Source organism: Methylocella tundrae (genome assembly GCF_901905185.1).
Taxonomy (GTDB): domain Bacteria; phylum Pseudomonadota; class Alphaproteobacteria; order Rhizobiales; family Beijerinckiaceae; genus Methylocapsa; species Methylocapsa tundrae.
On the sequence record NZ_CABFMQ020000087.1, the window covers coordinates 71116 to 87228 of the forward strand.

Here is a 16113-nt window from a genome sequence, read left to right on the forward strand (position 1 = left end):
GGCGTCCAGAAAGACTGGAAAGCAGTGATGACCAAGATCTTGATTCTCGTTTGTTCCTTGTCGACCCCTGTCGAAGAATGTTCGCCCATGAACGCCATCAGCGCGTCGCGCGGGCCCGATGTTGGCAACGCCATGATGTGCGGCCTTTGGGGCCAGAGCCAGCTCGCGCAGTCTGCAATCGGTCCCCAGGGCGAAGAATATGAAAAAATCGTCTGTTCCGTCGGCGGCGCCGGCTGACCGTCGATCATGGCTCAGCTCAATCTTTATCGACGCGAGGCGGATCGCGCGCGGGCGCGATCGCACGGCGGGACAGGCCTCGCCTCAAAAGCGCCAGCCTGTCTTGAGCGCCGCGCCGACCGTCCATGTGCTGAAGCTCGAATTAGAGAAGCTTGACGAGGCCCTCTCGTAGGACGTCTGAAAATCGAGAGCCGGCTGGCCGAAAAGCCGCGCGTTTCCCCCTGCGCCGAGCCACGAAGCCGGCAGCACGAATTCGAGCGTGGCGATCGGTTCGACCAGCCAGTCCGCGCGCGAAACGCCGCCGTTCGAATCAAACCAGCGGCGGATCGTTTCCACGCCAAGGCTGACGTTCCATTGCTCGTCAATGACGTAGGATACCGATGGAATAACATAGAGAGCGTAAGATGACGGCGTTGGATCTCTGAACCTTCGCTGAGCAAAAAACGTCAATCCGAAGGACCAGACGGTCGAGGCGCGGGTATTGCCGGCGGCGGGGATGGCCTGAAAGTTTGCATCGAAATTGAAGATCTTGTTGAAGCCAAGGTTGAGATCCTGACGCGTCGCGATTTCCTGCGCGAAAGTTGGGGCAAGATCCATCCTCGGCGCATAGACGAGATAGGGAGAAAAGCCCTGATCATTGTTGGGGTCGATCGCCTGCAGGCGGAGCGTACCGGCGAGCTTGTCAAGATCTGGACCGCTCGACCCGGTGAATCGATCTGATTCGGCGCGCAGATTGGCCGAAACTCTTAGAGGCAGATCAAAAACCGGCGCCGCCCAGGAGAGCGATCCAACCGGGCTGACCTCGGCCGTCGAGACGCCTCCGGCCGAGGCCGATTCGGGGTTCGAATTGAAATAGACAGGCGTCAGAACATTGAACGTGAAACGTGGCGAGGGCGCCTGCTCCTCAAGGCCGGGACTGGTTGCGAAGATGTTCGTCTGCGGCGCTGGAGTCAGCGCGCTGGGAGTCGCCAAAAGCGCGTCGATCCGCGCTGCATCGGCGTCGTCCCTCGCATCACTGGCGCCTGCCTGAGCCGCGAGCCGCTGTGTCGCGCCAAGCAGCAAGATGGCCGAAAGGGCAATGAGCGCAGGGCGCGGGCAGATTCCACGAAGCCGTCGCCCTTGTCCCCTGCCCCCGAATCCCATTGCGCGATCTCCGACGATCGCCCCGCCGATGCCGGTCATCGCGACGAGGCGTCATAGGGAGCCTTTGCGACCCAATCTTGTCGCCGTTGCGACATGGCAGCGCGAAAGAGCAGAGAAAAGAGACGAATCTGCTGGCGTCGAAGCGGGCGAAAGAGATCTGCGGCAGGGATCCAGATCCCTGCCGCAGACCAACGAACCGACAATCTTTATGGAGGGGGGCCAGGAGAAAATTGTCGGGTCGATGGCTTATGAGGCGATGCCTGCGGCTGCTGGAGGGGCGCGGCGCTTCCGTGCAATGGTTTTGCTTTTCCTGAACTATGTCGGATTTCTGCTGGTTTGGATTGAGCTTGAAGTCTCGATTCTGTGCGCGATGTCCCAATCTTTCCTGCGCTCGAATTCATGATCCGCGCCGGCGAGGGTCGCAGCGGTCAGTCAATGCTATGCCGTGCGTCTTCGACGCATGAAACGCAGAGCCATTGTGCCGATGAAAGAAGCTGATAAAGTTTTTCAGAATCTCGGACGCTCGTCGTTTGGCGACGCCAGCCAAACGAACAGGCGGCGCGAGATGCCTCCGCGGTTTCGTGAATGTCCTTGAGCTTTTCGCGTATCTTGACCTGCGATTTCGCTCGTTCTGCGTCCCGCGCTGACGCGGGACGGTCGCTTTGAGCGCGTTGAGGGCCGAAGCCGGAATCCCGCGGGCCGCGGCGGCGCGCGGCGCGATTTTTTTCGCCTTTTGGCTGATGATCTCCGGGCGCGACCTCGCTAATCTCCCTGTCGGGGCCGCCGCCGCAACAGCCGCAACTTGGACAAGTCTGCGCCTGTTGCCTCCAGGAGAGTCGCGGCTGCGGCCGTTAGCGCTCGCAGCGCTGATCCTGCGGTTCGCGCGACAGTCTGTGGTCTCCGGCGTCGAGGTCGCCTGGCGCGCGCTCGACCCAAGGCTGCCGCTGCGTCCGGGATTTGTCGCCTACCCTTTGCGGCTGCCGCCCGGCGGCGCGCGGAGCGCCTTTTGCGCGTTCAGCAGTCTTCTGCCCGGAACCTTGCCGACCGGAATCGACGACGCTGGAGTTCTGCTCGTCCATTGCCTTGATGTTGAGCAACCCGTCGCTGCAAATCTAGCCGCAGAAGAATCCTTATTCATGCGGGCTCTCGGGCATGAGTGATTTTCTCCTCGCCGCCGCCGGCTTCGTTCTATTCACCGTCGCGATCGGCCTCAAACGGATTCTCGGCGGCCCCGGCAACGCCGACCGAATGATGGCGGCGCAGCTTCTCGGCACGGGCGGCGTCGCCTCGCTTCTGCTCGTCGCCGCGGCGACCCGCGCGCGCGGCGTCGAGGATGTCGCCTTGGGCCTCGCCCTGCTCGCCGCTTTCGCGTCGGTCGCTTTTGTCGGCGGCGGCGCGCCGGCCGAGCCGGACGACACGCAACGGACGACAGGCAGATGAGCCTCGTTCTCGACATCTTCAGCACCGTCGCGATCTGCGCCGGCGCCTTCTTTTTCTTCGCCGGCGCCGTCGGACTGCTGCGCTTTCCGGACGCGTTGAGCCGGCTGCACGCGCTGACCAAGGCCGATAATCTCGGTCTCGGCCTCGTTGTGCTCGGCCTGCTGCCCCGCGCGGACAATCTGCTTGGAGCGCTGAAACTCATCGCCATCTGGGCGCTCGTGCAATTGGCCGGAGCGACCACAGCGCAACTCATCGCGCGCGGGATACGGCGCAAGGGTCCTGTCGCATGAGCGTGCTTCAGGCTCTCGATGTCGGGCTCGGAGGCCTGGTTCTCGCCGTCGCGGCCTGGACCATACTCGCGCGTGAGGCTTTCGCGGCGGTCGTCGGCTATGTCGCCTATGGATTGCTGCTCTCGATCGTCTGGGTTCGCCTGTTCGCGGTCGATGTGGCGCTGACGGAGGCTGCGATCGGTAGCGGCGTGACCGGCGTTCTGCTGATAGGCGCCGCGGCGCGGCTGCGCGAGGCCGAAAGATCGACCGTGGACGAGCAACTCAGCACGCCCTTGCGCGTCCTTGCCGGAGTCCTTTGCGCCGTTGTGGCGGCGGCGCTCGCAGCTGTTGTGCTTCTTTTGCCTGATCCGGCGCCGACGCTGGCCCCGGCCGCGGCTGAGCACCTCGCCGCGACCGGCCTTGGCAACCCGATCACCGCTGTCCTGATCGCCTATCGCTCGTTCGACACCATGCTCGAGAAGGTGGTGCTGGTCCTCGCCGTCATCGGCGTATGGTCGCTCGCGCCTGACCACTTGTGGGGGGGCGCCCCCGGCGCCCCACGTGCGGGGCGGCCTGAGGGCGCGCTCGCTTTCCTCGCTCAAATGTTGGCGCCGCTCGGCGTGCTCATCGGCATTCATATCTTCTGGGTCGGCGCGGATGAGCCGGGCGGCGCTTTCCAGGGCGGAGCCCTTCTCGCCGCCATGTGGATGATCGTCATCATGGCAAGACTCGTGGAAGCCCCGCAGATCAATTCCTTCTGGCTGCGCATGACGCTCATTGCCGGGCCGGTGGTCTTTATGGCGATCGGCGCCGCGGGCGTTCTGGCGGCGGGAAGCTTTCTTGCCTACCCTTCAGGCTTCGCCAAGCCGCTTATCCTTTTCATCGAGGCGTTCATGACGCTGACCATCGCGGCGATTCTTCCCATGCTCGTCGCGGGTCCGCCAACACGGGCGCCACGCCCATGACCGCTGCGACGCTGGCGGGGCTGATCGGCGCGGCGCTGGTCGGTCTTGGCCTTTACGGCCTCATCGTCAAGCCGCAGCCGCTGCGCAAGATCCTTGCCTTCAATCTGCTCGGCAGCGGCGTGTTTCTGATGTTTGGCATCATGGCCCGCAAGGGCGCGGCCGCCGGATTTCCCGCAGACCCCGTGCCTCAGGCAATGGTCATCACAGGCATCGTCGTCGCTTTTTCCGCAAGCGCGCTCGCCATCGCTTTGTTGCTCCGGCTGTTTCAGGAAACCGGGCGGACGTCGCTGCGACCAACAGCCCCGCCGCCAAAGCCTCCTGCCGACGGAGCCGATACGTGATACACGCCACAACCGGCGGCTTTCTGCTGGTCCTTGCGATCGTCTTACCGGTCGCGGGCGTGCTTTTGTCGTTTCTGCTCGGCGGGCGAAACGCCGAACGCATCGCCCTCGCGCTCATGCCGTTTTCACTAGGCGTCGCCAGCGCCATCGCGTTCGCCGTTTTCCGCGCGCAGAGGCCGATTGTCTACGTTCTTGGCGGTTGGAGTCCGCCGCTTGGGATCGCCTTGCGGGCCGATGGATTCTCGGCCGTGATGCTGGTGACGGCGGCGTTGGTGATCGCGGCCGCGGGACTTTTCGCGCGCGCCAATTTCCGCACGCCCGAGGACGTTCCCGAGGCGCGCGCGCCGCTGGCGTTCTGGACGCTGCTGCAGGCGCTTCTGGCGGCGTTGAACATTGTTTTCGTCGGCGGCGATCTCTTCAATCTTTATGTCGCTCTGGAGCTGTTGACCTTCGCCGCCGTGCCGCTTGTTTGCCTCGACGGGCGGCCGGAAACGCTTGTCGCGGCGTTGCGCTATTTGCTCTTCGCCCTGTTTGGGTCGGTGCTCTATCTGCTTGGCGTCGCTTTGCTCTACGGCGCTTACGGGACGCTCGACATCGTGCTTCTGTCGGGCCGGATTCAATCCGAGCCCGCCGTCTGGGTCGCGGCCGGGCTGATGACGGCGGGCCTTCTCGCCAAAACCGCTCTCTTCCCGCTGCATTTATGGCTGCCGCCAGCGCACGCCAACGCGCCCGCGGCGGCGAGCGCCGTACTCTCGGCATTGGTCGTCAAGGCGTCATTTTTTCTGATCGTGCGGCTGTGGTTCGACGTGCTGCCGGCCATTCCCAACGAGACGGCAATGGCGATCCTCGCCTCGCTTGGCTCGGCGGCGATTCTGTTCGGCAGCGTGCTCGCCCTGCGGCAGGCGCGGCTCAAACTCCTCGTTGCCTATTCGACCGTCGCGCAGATCGGCTATCTGTTCCTGATGTTTCCGCTCGCCGCCGGCAGCGCGCATCCCTGGGCCGCGGTCGCCTGGAGCGGCGGCTTGATGCAGACCCTCTCGCATGCCTTCGCCAAGGCCGCGATGTTTCTCGCTGCGGGCCTTGTCGCCGAATGCCTCGGCCATGACCGCATCAAAGAGCTTGGCGGCCTTGGCCGGGCGATGCCGATGACCGTGTTTGCGTTTGGTCTTGGCGGCCTGTCCCTGATGGGATTGCCCCCGAGCGGCGGCTTCGCGGCAAAATGGCTTCTGCTCAAAGCCTCTGTCGAGGCCGGCCAATGGATCTGGGCTGTTGTAATATTGGCCGGCGGCCTTCTCGCCGGCGGTTACATTTATCGCGCCCTCGCCCCGGCGCTGGCGAATGGAAGCCCGCTTCTGAAGGCGCGGCCGCGGCGCGGCCGCGAAGCCATCGCGCTGGCGCTGGCTGTTGTCGGGGCGCTTCTCGGCTTCGCGCCGCCGGCTTTCTTCGAGCTGCTGCAAATCGGCCGGCTGCCTTTGGGAGGGCTCCCATGATCGGCGGCGCGATTGGCCAAGGGATGCTTGTCGGAACGCTGGCGGCGCCGCTTATTCTGCTCGTCGCCTGCCTGTCCGGCAGGCTGCGCCGCCATGCGCTGGCGCTGGCGCCCTTCGCTCCGCTCCCTGGGCTCGCCGCTGCGCTGCTGGCGATCGGCGGTCCACCATTGACGTTCGCGCTACCAGCGCTCCGGCTCGGTCTCCTGCTCGATGCGCCGGGCGCAATGCTGCTCGCCGTCGCAGCCCTGCTCTGGATCGGCGGCGGCGTCTACGCATTCCGGGATTTGCGCGGTAAACCAAAAGCCGAACTCTTTGCTGTCGGTTGGCTTCTGACGCTGACCGGCAGCCTCGGCGTCTTCATCGCCGCCGACCTTCTCACCTTCTATTTTGTTTACGCGCTCGTCAGCATCCCGGCCTTTGTACTGGTCGCGCATGATGACGACGCGGCGGCCGCGCGTGCGGGCGGCGTTTACATGGCGTTCACCGTGCTTGGCGAGACTTTTTTGCTGATGGGCTTCGTTCTGCTGGCGGCGGGCGAGCCGAGCGGCAGCCTTGCAATCCGTGACGTCATGGCGGCGCTGCCGGGTTCGCCCTGGCGCGATGCGGCGCTGACGCTCACCGTCCTGGGATTCGGGCTGAAAATCGCGCTCGTTCCCATGCATGGCTGGATGCCTCTTGCCTATTCGGCGGCGCCCATTCCGGCGGCAGCGGTTCTGAGCGGCGCCGCCGTGAAAGCCGGCGTCATTGGCTTGATCCGCTTTTTGCCGTTGGGCGCCGCCCTGCCCGGCTGGGGCGAGACACTGGCGGCAATCGGGCTGTTTTCCGCTTTCTATGGCGTCGCCATCGGCGTCACGCAGCAAAATCCGAAGACGGTTCTCGCCTATTCCAGCATCAGCCAGATGGGCGTGATCGCCGCCGTGCTCGGCATGGGGCTTGCCGCCGGCGACCGGAGCGCGGCGCTCGACGCCGCTTTCTATGGCGCCCATCATGTGATTGTGAAAGGAGCGCTTTTCCTCGCCGTCGGGGTCGCGGCGGCGTCATCCCGCCGCCGCCTGTGGCTGGCGTTGGCGCCGGCTTTGGTGCTGGCGCTGAGTCTGGGGGGATTGCCCTTGACGGGCGGCGCGCTGGCGAAACTCGCGGTCAAGACGCAACTGGGAGGCGGCCCTGTCGGCGCGCTCGCAGCATTTTCGGCGGCGGGCACCACGCTTTTGATGCTGCATTTCCTGCGCCGTCTCGCCGGCGCGGCCTCGCAGGACGCCGAAGCAGCGGCGCCGGCGGGGCTCATCGCACCCTGGCTCGCAATGGCGCTGGCGGCCGTGCTGGTTCCCTGGCTGCTCTATCCGCGGATGGGCGGCCACATCGCCGATGCGCTGACCCCTTACGCGCTTTGGGAAGGCCTGTGGCCGGTTCTCATCGGCGCTGCGCTCGCCCTCCTCTTGCAGCGCTGGGGCGACCGCCTGCCCCGCCCGCCCGCGGGGGACATTATCGGCATCGGCGAGGACGCCTTCCGCAAAAGCTTCGTCATTGGCGCGGCTTTGGAGCGGGCGGACGGCGAAATCAGGCAGTGGCCCGCCGCCGCCGTCTCGCTTCTCGTTCTGGCCATCGTTTTCGGCGCCGCGATGATGATCCGGCTCTGACAGATTGACCGACTATTGATCCGTCGCGGTTCCCACTGTTTCGTCGACGACATCGCCGAGGTTCTTCAGCTGATCGTCATAGGCGCGCCGGGAATTCGGATCGACGACGGCGATCGGGGCGCTGAGCGCAACGCCGGCGACGCCGCCAACCGTCTGGCCGACGCCCATGGCGAAGCCGCCAACGCGCTCGCCGAGCGTCGCCTCCGAGCCGGACAGCGTCTGGCCGGCGATCAACCTTTTGCCAATGAGTTGGACGATCTCAGGATTCTCGGCGAATTTGGAGTGATTGAGAGAGCCGGCGACCGAAAGGGCGCTAAGGTCGATCACGTCGATCCCCGATTTCTCCAGCGCCGAGTGATAGGGCTCCGCCATTGGATCGATCTGTCCCAGCCTGTCGACATCGCCGGCGAGGCGGCGCGAGACGCGCAGCGCGGCGTCATTTCGCGACGTGAATACGGTCAGGCGTGGACGCGGTTGCCCGATGTCGCGCCATTGCGTCGCAAAAACATCGACGTCGACATCCGGCGACGCAAGAATGACGTTTCGCACCTTCGCCGCCACGCGGCCGTCGCGGATCGACATTTGGCGCAACGCCTCCATGACGAGCCAGGAGCCCATGGAATGCGCCATGACGGTGATTTCGCCGACGCTCGGGTCCTTCGCGACGTTTCGCAGCATTTCTTCGAGCGCGTCGCGGGAAGCGTTCGTGCTCTCCCGGTCATAGACATATTGGAAAATATTTCCGCGCGACGGCCAGGTGAACAGGATTGGGGCGGCGTCGGCGCCGGAATCGTGCGCGATTTGCGCCAACTGATAGACAGCATCGTCAAAATGATTGTTGAAGCCGTGCACAAAGACGAGCACGCGGCGGTTGCGCGGCAGATGCTGTTTCAACCAGGCTTGCGGTTGCCGGCCATCCGTGAGCGGCGTCACGTTGAGCGTCGCGAAATCGGTCTCCGGATTAGGCGGCAGGCTTGTCGGCCACTGGATTTGACCGACTCGCCGCCGGTCGTCCGGCGGAATGGAGACAGTGATGTCCGTCAGCGCAACCCTGGTTTCGCGTTCGCCCGAGAAAAGTATGCCGGGGTCCTTTGAAGGCGCCCGCGTCGTCGCGACGAGAAGATCAACCCGCGCGGCATTCGGCACGGTTGCCTCGATGGGGGCCAGCACGCCGGCCGGCCGGCCGCACCCCACTAAAACGCCGCAGACCAAAATGAGAGCTGCAAAGCGCATGGATCCCTCTGCGTCAATATCGACTTCAAGCTCTGTCATAGCTCAAAATTCTTGAGCTTCCCATAATGCTTCGCGCCAAAGCCCAACTGAGCGCTGCGTCCCCCCGCTTGGCGCTGCGTCCAAAAACCCATCGGGCGCCTCATTTCCGTCTATCGCAGCGGGCGGCGTCATGTTTTGTGTTCCGCGTCATGCGATAGCGTGAGTCGCCGCGGCGAAAATCAGGCGCCGAACCGGCCTCTGGCGATCGGGAGGGATAGGAAAGCGTGCGTGCTCGACTGACGAAGATCGCGAAGCGGGGCGCGATGGCTCTCGCTTTGATCGCCGTGACGTTGCTCGGCGCCCGTATTTACGCCTCGCAGCGCGGGGCGCCTCTCGAGCTCTGGCACACTTACGCGCCGCACGAGCTGACGGCCGAGGCGATCGACCACGCGAGTTGGACGGATTATCTCAGCGCCGAGGATAAAATCTTCGCGGATGTCCGGCGGGAAGTGACCGATAAACTCGAGGCTGACGAGCGTATCCCGGTCAATCGCTATTTCGCAGGCAGTCCCGTCTATCCGGAAGGTTTTGCGCAGGACTGGAACCGCTCCTATGAGCTGGAGCCCGAGGGTGCGTCGCTCGGCGCCGTCGTGCTGCTGCACGGACTGACGGATTCGCCCTATAGTCTGCGCCACATAGCGAGAACCTATCGCGACCATGGCTTCGTATCAGTCGCCATCCGCCTGCCGGCGCACGGCACGGTTCCAGGCGCCCTCACCGACGTCCAATGGCAGGACTGGATGGCGGCGACGCGGCTTGCGGTCAGGGAAGCGCGACGGCGGATCGGTCCGACGCTGCCGCTGCATCTCGTCGGCTTCTCGAACGGCGGGGCGCTCGCGCTGAAATATGCCCTCGACGCCATCGAGGATCCGCGCCTGACGCGCCCGGATCGCATTGTGCTTATTTCCCCGATGGTCGGCGTCACGCGATTTGCGCGCTTCGCCGGATGGGCGGCGCTGCCGTCCGTGCTTCCAGCCTTTGCAAAGGCGGCGTGGCTCAGCGTGCTGCCGGAGTTCAATCCGTTCAAATACAATTCTTTTCCGGTGAATGGCGCGCGGCAATCCTATTTGCTGACGCATGTGCTTCAGCAGGAGATCACCCGCCTCGCGCGGGAAAAGCGGCTCGATCGGCTCGCGCCGCTTCTGACCTTTCAGTCGGTCGTCGATTTCACTGTCTCGACGCGCGCAATCACATCGTCGCTTTACGCGCAGCTTCCATCGAATGGAAGCGAACTCGTGCTGTTTGATCTGAACCGGAGCGCCAAATTTGGTCAACTTTTGCGGACCGCGTCGGAGACGGCCTTGTCGCGTCTCCTGCCGCAGCCGCCGCGGCTGTTCAGAACGGCGACCATCGTCAATGCGAACGGAGATAGCAGCGAGGCCGTTGAACGCGTCACCGAGGCAGGCGCGGTCAGCGAAGCCTCACGCCCGCTCGGGCTTTTCTATCCGCCCGGCGTCTATTCTCTGTCGCATGTCGCCCTGCCATTTCCGATCAGCGATTCACTTTATGGATTGCGGCCGGATCCAGCAGAAAACTTCGGTCTCAACCTTGGCGCTATCGCCCCGCGCGGCGAGCGCGGGACTCTCATCATCAGCCTGGATTCAATTCTGCGTATGTCATCCAACCCCTTCTTTCCCTACATGATCGCAAGGATCGAAGAAGGCCTTCACGTGGGAGCGGCAGAAGAGCCGGTCAAGGCGGCGGCGCCGCCTTGATGCGCTGTCGCAACGCCTCGCTGGGATGTGGCGCGCCTCAGGATGAAGCGCCGCCCGCCGGGACTTCAGCCGGAGCCGCGGCGGCGGCGGCCGTGGCGCTGGCGAGAGCGTTGCGAAGCAACTGCTCTTTGGTCTCATCGAACGACGTCTTCAGCACGACGCCGCCGTAGTCCTTGATCTGCGCGATGACCTTGTCCCCGGTCATATCCTCTATGAGCACGAACAGAGCGGCGTTGCCGGGCTGGATGCTTTCCGCGAGTTGCTTCATGAAATCATCATTGATGCCGACGTCCGTGAGCGCGCCGCCAAGAGCGCCGCCCGCGGCTCCCAAAGCCGCGCCGAGAAGCGGATTGAGGAAGAGAATCCCAACGAGGAGGCCCCAGAAGCTGCCGGAAACAGCGCCGGCGGCTGTTGTATTGACGACCTGGTGCAGCTTGATCTGGCCATCGGGGGATTTGGTGGCGATGACGGCGTCCCCGAGCTTGATCAGATATTCCTTTTGCAGCTCGAAGAGGCGCTTGCGCACTTCCTCGGCTTTCTCCTCAGTTGGATAGACAATGACGACGAGATCGGACATCGGAAATCACCCTGGATGCGCATGTGCCGGAACGGCGAGGCAACATGCGCCGCCACTTTCTTTTTTTCAAGCCGGTCGCCTTGCGCATCGTGTGGGGGAATGAAACATGGACAATAATGTCGTTCGCATCGCATGCGCGCTGATCATCGCATTTCTGATCGTGGAGGCGCTTTATTTCGCCCCCGCCGTTTTTGAACCGGTCGCTTTTGCGCTCTTCGCCATCGCGCTGGTTTGGCCCCTGCAAAAGGCGCTGCAAAGGTGGATTCCACGCGGCCTCGCGCTGATCGTAACGGTTCTTGTGACGGTGATCATCGTCGTCAAGCTCGCCTCGATCGTCGTGTGGGGCGGCGGTCTCATCGCACAATGGCTCAGCCAGAACTTCGACCGCTTTCAAAGCCTTTACGTGGCGGGAACACAGTGGCTCGAATTGCATGATATTTTCATCGTCGCAATGGTCGCCGAGCGCTTCAATGTGATCTGGCTTTTGCGCGTCTTTCAGGAGGTCGCCGTCCGCGTCAACACGCTGGTGGGCTTCTCTCTTCTCGTCTTCATCTTCATGGCGATGGGTCTTCTCGAAGCCGAGGAATTCGCCCAGAATCTGCAATCGCTCGGAAATGAGGCCAATGGCGCAAGGCTCCTCGCCGCCATCGCCAAAATTGCAAAAAAATTCCGCCGCTACATGCTGGTGCGCACCATAGCGAGCATTTTGACCGGGCTTGTGGTTTGGGGATTCTGTCTTGCCGTCGGCCTTGAACCGGCCGCCGCGTGGGGCGTGATCGCATTCGCGCTGAACTACATCCCCTTCATCGGGCCGCTGATCGCAACGCTGCTCCCGGCTCTGTTCGCATTCGCTCAAACCGGATCATGGGAAACGGCTCTTTTCGTCCTCGCGACGCTAAGCATAGTCCAGTTCCTCATCGGCAGTTATTTCGAACCGCTGTTTACGGCGAAGACCCTCGCCATCTCGCCCTTTCTCGTCGTTTTTTCGGTGTTCTTCTGGGGCTTCATCTGGGGCCTGCCAGGGACCTTCATCGGCGTTCCGATCGCAATCGCATGTCTCACCGTCTGCGAGCAATTTCCAGGCAGCCGCTGGATCGCAGTCCTGCTTTCGGGGCGAGCCCCCGACGACAAGCCCGCGCCGCCCGAAACATCGATCCCCGGCCGCTAATTTGGGACGAGGCGCATAGGATTGAGATGCTACGCTCTTCGTCGCCGCGCCCGAACCTGCTTAACCTGCCCGCCGGCCGTAAGCCTTTCATGACCGTGCGGGGCGAACGCCTTTAGGCGCCTGCGTCACAGCGACTGAGATTTCAATCATTAGAAATCGAACCCGATGCTCGCTTGGCCTGCCTTCTCTTTTGCGCAGACTTAGCGGCGTTCGCTGGTTTCTCCCCTCCTCGAGGGCGGCGCAGAATTCCGCCCTTGGGCGGTACGCGAGCCGTCCGCGTCACAGCAAAAAAGCGTGACGCTCTGGCTTGAGTAACTTATATCGGGAGCGAGATGGCTTGTCCCGATGGCTCCCACAAGGTCAGACGTCAATGGAAGCGGCCCAACCCAAAATCACACGCGATCCCATCCTTGTCGATCTCGCGTTGCAGGGTGGCGGCGCGCATGGCGCTTTCTCCTGGGGCGTGCTCGATCGTTTGCTGGAGGAGCCGTGGCTCGAAATTGACGGCATTTCGGGGACGTCGGCCGGCGCCATGAACGCGGCGGTGCTGGTTCACGGCTATCAAAAGGGCGGCCCCGAGGGCGCCCGCGAGGCGCTCGAGGCCTTCTGGCGGCGCGTCTCGGACGCGGCGCGCTTCAGCCCATTCCAGCGCGGGCCGATCGATGTGCTGCTTGGCCGGTGGACGCTGGACTCTTCGCCGATTTATGTTGCAATGGATCTGATGTCGCGGCTGTTTTCGCCCTACGATCTCAATCCGAGGGGCTCGAACCCCTTGCGTGACATTCTGGCCGATCTTATCGATTTTGAGGTGCTGGCGCAGTCGCCGATCCACCTCTTCGTCACCGCCACAAATGTTCGCACGGGCCGAGGCAAGGTCTTCAAGAATAGCGCCATTACCCCTGATGTGCTGCTCGCCTCGGCGTGTCTGCCGACCATGTTCCAGGCCGTCGAGATCGATGGCGAGGCTTATTGGGACGGCGGCTATTCCGGCAACCCAACGCTCTCCACTCTGGTGCGGGAGTGCAAATCGCACGACACCATTTTGATACCGATCAATCCGGTCGAGCGCAAAGGCGTGCCGCGCACCGCCGCGGAAATCTTGAACCGTCTCAATGAGGTGTCCTTCAACGCCGTTGCGCTGAAGGAGTTGCGCATGATGGCGCTGTTGCGGAAAGTCGCGGATCCGGGCGACGGCGAAGGCGCGCTTTGGGCCAGCATGCGCATTCACCTCGTCAGGAACGACATCATGACCGAGCTTGGGGCATCCTCGAAGCTCAATGCCGAATGGGCCTTTTTTTCGATGCTGCGCGATGAGGGACGAAAATCCGCCCAGAACTTTCTGGAGGCCCATGCGCTGGATCTTGGGCGTCGCTCTACCTTCGACCTGGACGTTCTTCTCGAAGGAATTTAACGCATGGGACTTCTCGGCATCCTTGTCGCTCTCGGCCTCCTCATCTGGTTGGCTTATCGGGGCTGGAGCGTGCTTTTGCTCGCCCCCGCCGCCGCTGTGCTCGCGGCCGGATTGGCCGGGGAGCCGCTGCTCGCCCATTGGACGCAAACCTTCATGGGGAGCGCAGCGCGCTTCATCATGCAGTTCTTCCCGATTTTTCTTCTCGGCGGGCTGTTCGGCAAGCTTATGGAGGACAGCGGCTCGGTCACCGCGATCGCGAACTTCATGACCTTGCGGCTTGGACCACAGCGCGCCGTGCTGGCCGTCGTGCTCGCGGGCGCGCTCGTCACCTATGGCGGCGTCAGCCTCTTCGTCGCATTTTTCGTGCTGGCGCCAATGGCGCATGCGCTGTTTCGCACTGCGGCGATCCCCAAACGCTTGATGCCGGCGGCGATCGCGCTCGGCACATCCACCTTCACCATGTCAGCGCTCCCGGGAACGCCGGCGATCCAGAACGCCATTCCGATGCCGTTTTTCGGAACCACCCCCTTCGCCGCGCCGGGCCTTGGCGTCATCGCATCAGTCATCATGCTTGGCTTCGGCCTCTGGTGGCTTGCGCGCGCGGAGGCCAAGGCGCGCAGCAAGGGTGAAGGCTACGGCGAGGACGACGCCCCGGGCGCCGCGGCGGAGCATGCTGCCGAGGATCTGACCGTCCGCGAGCGCGCCACGACCTCGGGCTCCTTTGATCCCGCCGAGATCAAGCATGGCGATCAGAGCGTCGGCGGGCCGCCGATCGGCTTGGCCGTTTTGCCGCTGATCATCGTGGTTGGCGTCAATTTATTGATGTCGCTATTTATCCTCCCTCGGCTCGACGCGTCCTATCTCGCCGACGAAGCCTGGGGTGGGACGTCTCTGGCCGCCGTAGGCGGCGTCTGGGCCGTCGTTACGGCGCTCTTTGCCGCGATCGTCGTGCTGATCGCCGTCAACTACCGACGTCTGCCGACGCTGCGCGCAACCATGGACGCCGGCGCCAATGCGTCCGCCCTCCCCGTCCTCAGCGTCGCCAGCCTCGTCGGCTTCGGCTCGGTCGTGGCGGCGCTGCCGGCCTTCGCCATGGTGCGCGACTGGGTGCTCGGCATCGAGGGTGGTCCTCTGGTGTCGCTCGCGGTGGCGACGAATGTGCTTGCGTCTCTCACCGGTTCGGCCTCGGGCGGCCTCACCATCGCACTCGAGGCGCTCGGCGACGCCTATATGAAGGTCGCCGCCCAACAGGGCATCGACCCGGCGCTGATGCATCGGGTCGCGGTGATCGGCGCGGGCACGCTCGACAGCCTGCCGCATAATGGCGCGGTCGTCACGCTGCTCGCGGTCTGCGGTTCGACGCACCGCGAAAGCTATTTCGACATCGTCATGGTTGCGATCGTCGGCGCCATTCTCGGGCTTGTCGCCGTGATCGCGCTGGGGACAGCATTCGGATCCTTTTAGAGCAGGCAAGGCGCGTTCGCGATTGCGCCAAGGCTCCAATGCGAACTGAACCGGATGCCGCTGACGATCGCTCGCCTCTCCGGCGATCCAATCAATCAGGGCTATGTCGGACGGCCTCGGCAGAACGCAGCCAGTTTGCAGCAGGCCTTCGCCGGGGCCGATTCAGCTCCCCTTATCGGATCGCCAGGCAGATTTTCGCCTATTCATTTTTACGGCGACGGACAGTACAATATAACGAAAAGCAGCGCTTTGGAAATCAGCCATTCTAGATCAGTATGACAATTTCTTCATTGGGAAAATCAGACAGTTCTGACAAAATAGGTTATTCATAACCGGTCATAGCGCTATTTGCTTCTCCAGCTTATTTGGATTGCGGGATGAAAAACTCGTTTGATCTGAGAGAGCATGACACTTATCTCAACATTGTCGACGTTGCGGAGCGTTTGTTCGCCGGAGTCGGATTTCAAAAAACGACCGTCGCCGACATCGCGCATGAACTCCATATGTCGCCTGCCAACGTCTATCGCTTTTTCTCCTCAAAGGCCGAGATCAATGAGGCGGTCGGACGCCGCCTTCTGAGCGAAATCGAGACGACGGTCGGCGATATCGTCAGGCAATCAGATTCGGCCCGTCAAAGACTGCGCGAAATCGTGATCGCGATCAGAGAGGCCTTTGCACAGCGCTTGCGCTCCAATCGAAAGCTGTTCGAACTTGTCGAAACGGCATTCAATGAGAACTGGCCAATTGTGCATGAACATGTGGAGAAACTGGACAAATCGCTGGGCGAAGTCATAGCCCAGGGCGCGAGAGAGGGGGAGTTCCATGTCAGCGATCCCGAACTCGCGGCGATGCTCGTGCGCAGCGCCTGCCTGCAATTTTGCCATCCGCGGCTCATGCTCGAACGCGAGCAGGAGCCGGAGCCGACCGTCGATCAGATGATTGATTTTTGTCTCGCAGCGCTCGGCTGAGCGGGGACGCCGATGG

The 16113-nt window shown here is 63.1% G+C and carries 17 protein-coding genes; 14 read left to right on the forward strand and 3 right to left on the reverse strand.

The window, feature by feature from the left end:
- Positions 1-27: 27 nt before the first annotated feature.
- The gene (locus tag MPC4_RS12725; RefSeq protein WP_134487127.1) at positions 28-237 is read left to right on the forward strand and encodes a hypothetical protein; all 210 of its coding nucleotides are present in this window, start codon (positions 28-30) and stop codon (positions 235-237) included.
- Positions 238-321: 84 nt separating this feature from the next.
- Here the strand turns inward: MPC4_RS12725 and MPC4_RS12730 are convergent, their stop codons facing one another.
- Positions 322-1419, reverse strand: coding sequence for a hypothetical protein (locus MPC4_RS12730; protein WP_244628997.1), 1098 nt, complete (start codon positions 1417-1419; stop codon positions 322-324).
- A 25-nt stretch (positions 1420-1444) separates the two neighbouring features.
- Between MPC4_RS12730 and MPC4_RS12735 the strand changes: the two genes are divergently transcribed.
- The 8 genes from MPC4_RS12735 to MPC4_RS12770 all read left to right on the forward strand — a co-directional run bounded on the left by MPC4_RS12735 (position 1445) and on the right by MPC4_RS12770 (position 7522).
- Positions 1445-1783, forward strand: coding sequence for a hypothetical protein (locus MPC4_RS12735; protein ID WP_174512830.1), 339 nt, complete (start codon positions 1445-1447; stop codon positions 1781-1783).
- A gap of 259 nt (positions 1784-2042) precedes the next feature.
- Positions 2043-2540: a Na+/H+ antiporter subunit E gene (locus MPC4_RS12740; RefSeq protein ID WP_244628998.1), complete on the forward strand. Its 498-nt coding sequence runs from the start codon at positions 2043-2045 to the stop codon at positions 2538-2540.
- Entirely contained in the window at positions 2533-2820 is a 288-nt protein-coding gene (locus MPC4_RS12745; protein WP_174512831.1) for an MrpF/PhaF family protein, read from the forward strand. Before MPC4_RS12740 ends, MPC4_RS12745 begins: the two co-directional genes overlap by 8 nt.
- Positions 2817-3110, forward strand: coding sequence for a monovalent cation/H(+) antiporter subunit G (locus tag MPC4_RS12750; RefSeq protein ID WP_174512832.1), 294 nt, complete (start codon positions 2817-2819; stop codon positions 3108-3110). The genes MPC4_RS12745 and MPC4_RS12750 overlap by 4 nt, the downstream gene beginning before the upstream one ends.
- The gene (locus MPC4_RS12755) at positions 3107-4054 is read left to right on the forward strand and encodes a hydrogenase subunit MbhD domain-containing protein (protein WP_174512833.1); all 948 of its coding nucleotides are present in this window, start codon (positions 3107-3109) and stop codon (positions 4052-4054) included. The genes MPC4_RS12750 and MPC4_RS12755 overlap by 4 nt, the downstream gene beginning before the upstream one ends.
- Positions 4051-4395 (forward strand): NADH-quinone oxidoreductase subunit K, encoded by a 345-nt coding sequence (locus MPC4_RS12760; RefSeq protein ID WP_174512834.1) that lies wholly within the window; start codon positions 4051-4053, stop codon positions 4393-4395. The genes MPC4_RS12755 and MPC4_RS12760 overlap by 4 nt, the downstream gene beginning before the upstream one ends.
- Positions 4392-5885, forward strand: a complete 1494-nt coding sequence (locus MPC4_RS12765; protein ID WP_174512835.1) for a complex I subunit 5 family protein — start codon at positions 4392-4394, stop codon at positions 5883-5885. Before MPC4_RS12760 ends, MPC4_RS12765 begins: the two co-directional genes overlap by 4 nt.
- Positions 5882-7522 carry a complex I subunit 5 family protein gene (locus tag MPC4_RS12770; RefSeq protein ID WP_174512836.1) on the forward strand — a complete coding sequence of 547 codons (1641 nt, stop codon included), beginning with the start codon at positions 5882-5884 and terminating at the stop codon, positions 7520-7522. The genes MPC4_RS12765 and MPC4_RS12770 overlap by 4 nt, the downstream gene beginning before the upstream one ends.
- Positions 7523-7534: 12 nt before the next feature.
- Here MPC4_RS12770 and MPC4_RS12775 read toward each other — a convergent pair whose 3' ends face one another.
- Positions 7535-8794, reverse strand: a complete 1260-nt coding sequence (locus MPC4_RS12775) for an alpha/beta hydrolase (RefSeq protein ID WP_244628999.1) — start codon at positions 8792-8794, stop codon at positions 7535-7537.
- Positions 8795-9018: 224 nt separating this feature from the next.
- Between MPC4_RS12775 and MPC4_RS12780 the strand changes: the two genes are divergently transcribed.
- Positions 9019-10509 (forward strand): alpha/beta hydrolase, encoded by a 1491-nt coding sequence (locus MPC4_RS12780; protein ID WP_425312466.1) that lies wholly within the window; start codon positions 9019-9021, stop codon positions 10507-10509.
- A gap of 37 nt (positions 10510-10546) precedes the next feature.
- Here MPC4_RS12780 and MPC4_RS12785 read toward each other — a convergent pair whose 3' ends face one another.
- Positions 10547-11086: a DUF1269 domain-containing protein gene (locus MPC4_RS12785; RefSeq protein WP_174512837.1), complete on the reverse strand. Its 540-nt coding sequence runs from the start codon at positions 11084-11086 to the stop codon at positions 10547-10549.
- Positions 11087-11192: 106 nt separating this feature from the next.
- On the opposite strand from MPC4_RS12785, the gene MPC4_RS12790 reads away from it, so the two are divergent.
- The 4 genes from MPC4_RS12790 (at position 11193) to MPC4_RS12805 (ending at position 16097) form a co-directional block, all read left to right on the forward strand.
- Positions 11193-12254 carry an AI-2E family transporter gene (locus tag MPC4_RS12790; protein WP_174512838.1) on the forward strand — a complete coding sequence of 354 codons (1062 nt, stop codon included), beginning with the start codon at positions 11193-11195 and terminating at the stop codon, positions 12252-12254.
- 370 nt (positions 12255-12624) lie between these two features.
- Entirely contained in the window at positions 12625-13665 is a 1041-nt protein-coding gene (locus MPC4_RS12795) for a patatin-like phospholipase family protein (protein WP_174512839.1), read from the forward strand.
- 3 nt (positions 13666-13668) lie between these two features.
- Complete coding sequence (locus MPC4_RS12800) at positions 13669-15129, forward strand: GntP family permease (protein ID WP_174512840.1); 1461 nt, start codon at positions 13669-13671, stop codon at positions 15127-15129.
- 377 nt (positions 15130-15506) lie between these two features.
- Complete coding sequence (locus MPC4_RS12805) at positions 15507-16097, forward strand: TetR/AcrR family transcriptional regulator (protein WP_174512841.1); 591 nt, start codon at positions 15507-15509, stop codon at positions 16095-16097.
- Positions 16098-16113: the final 16 nt, after the last annotated feature.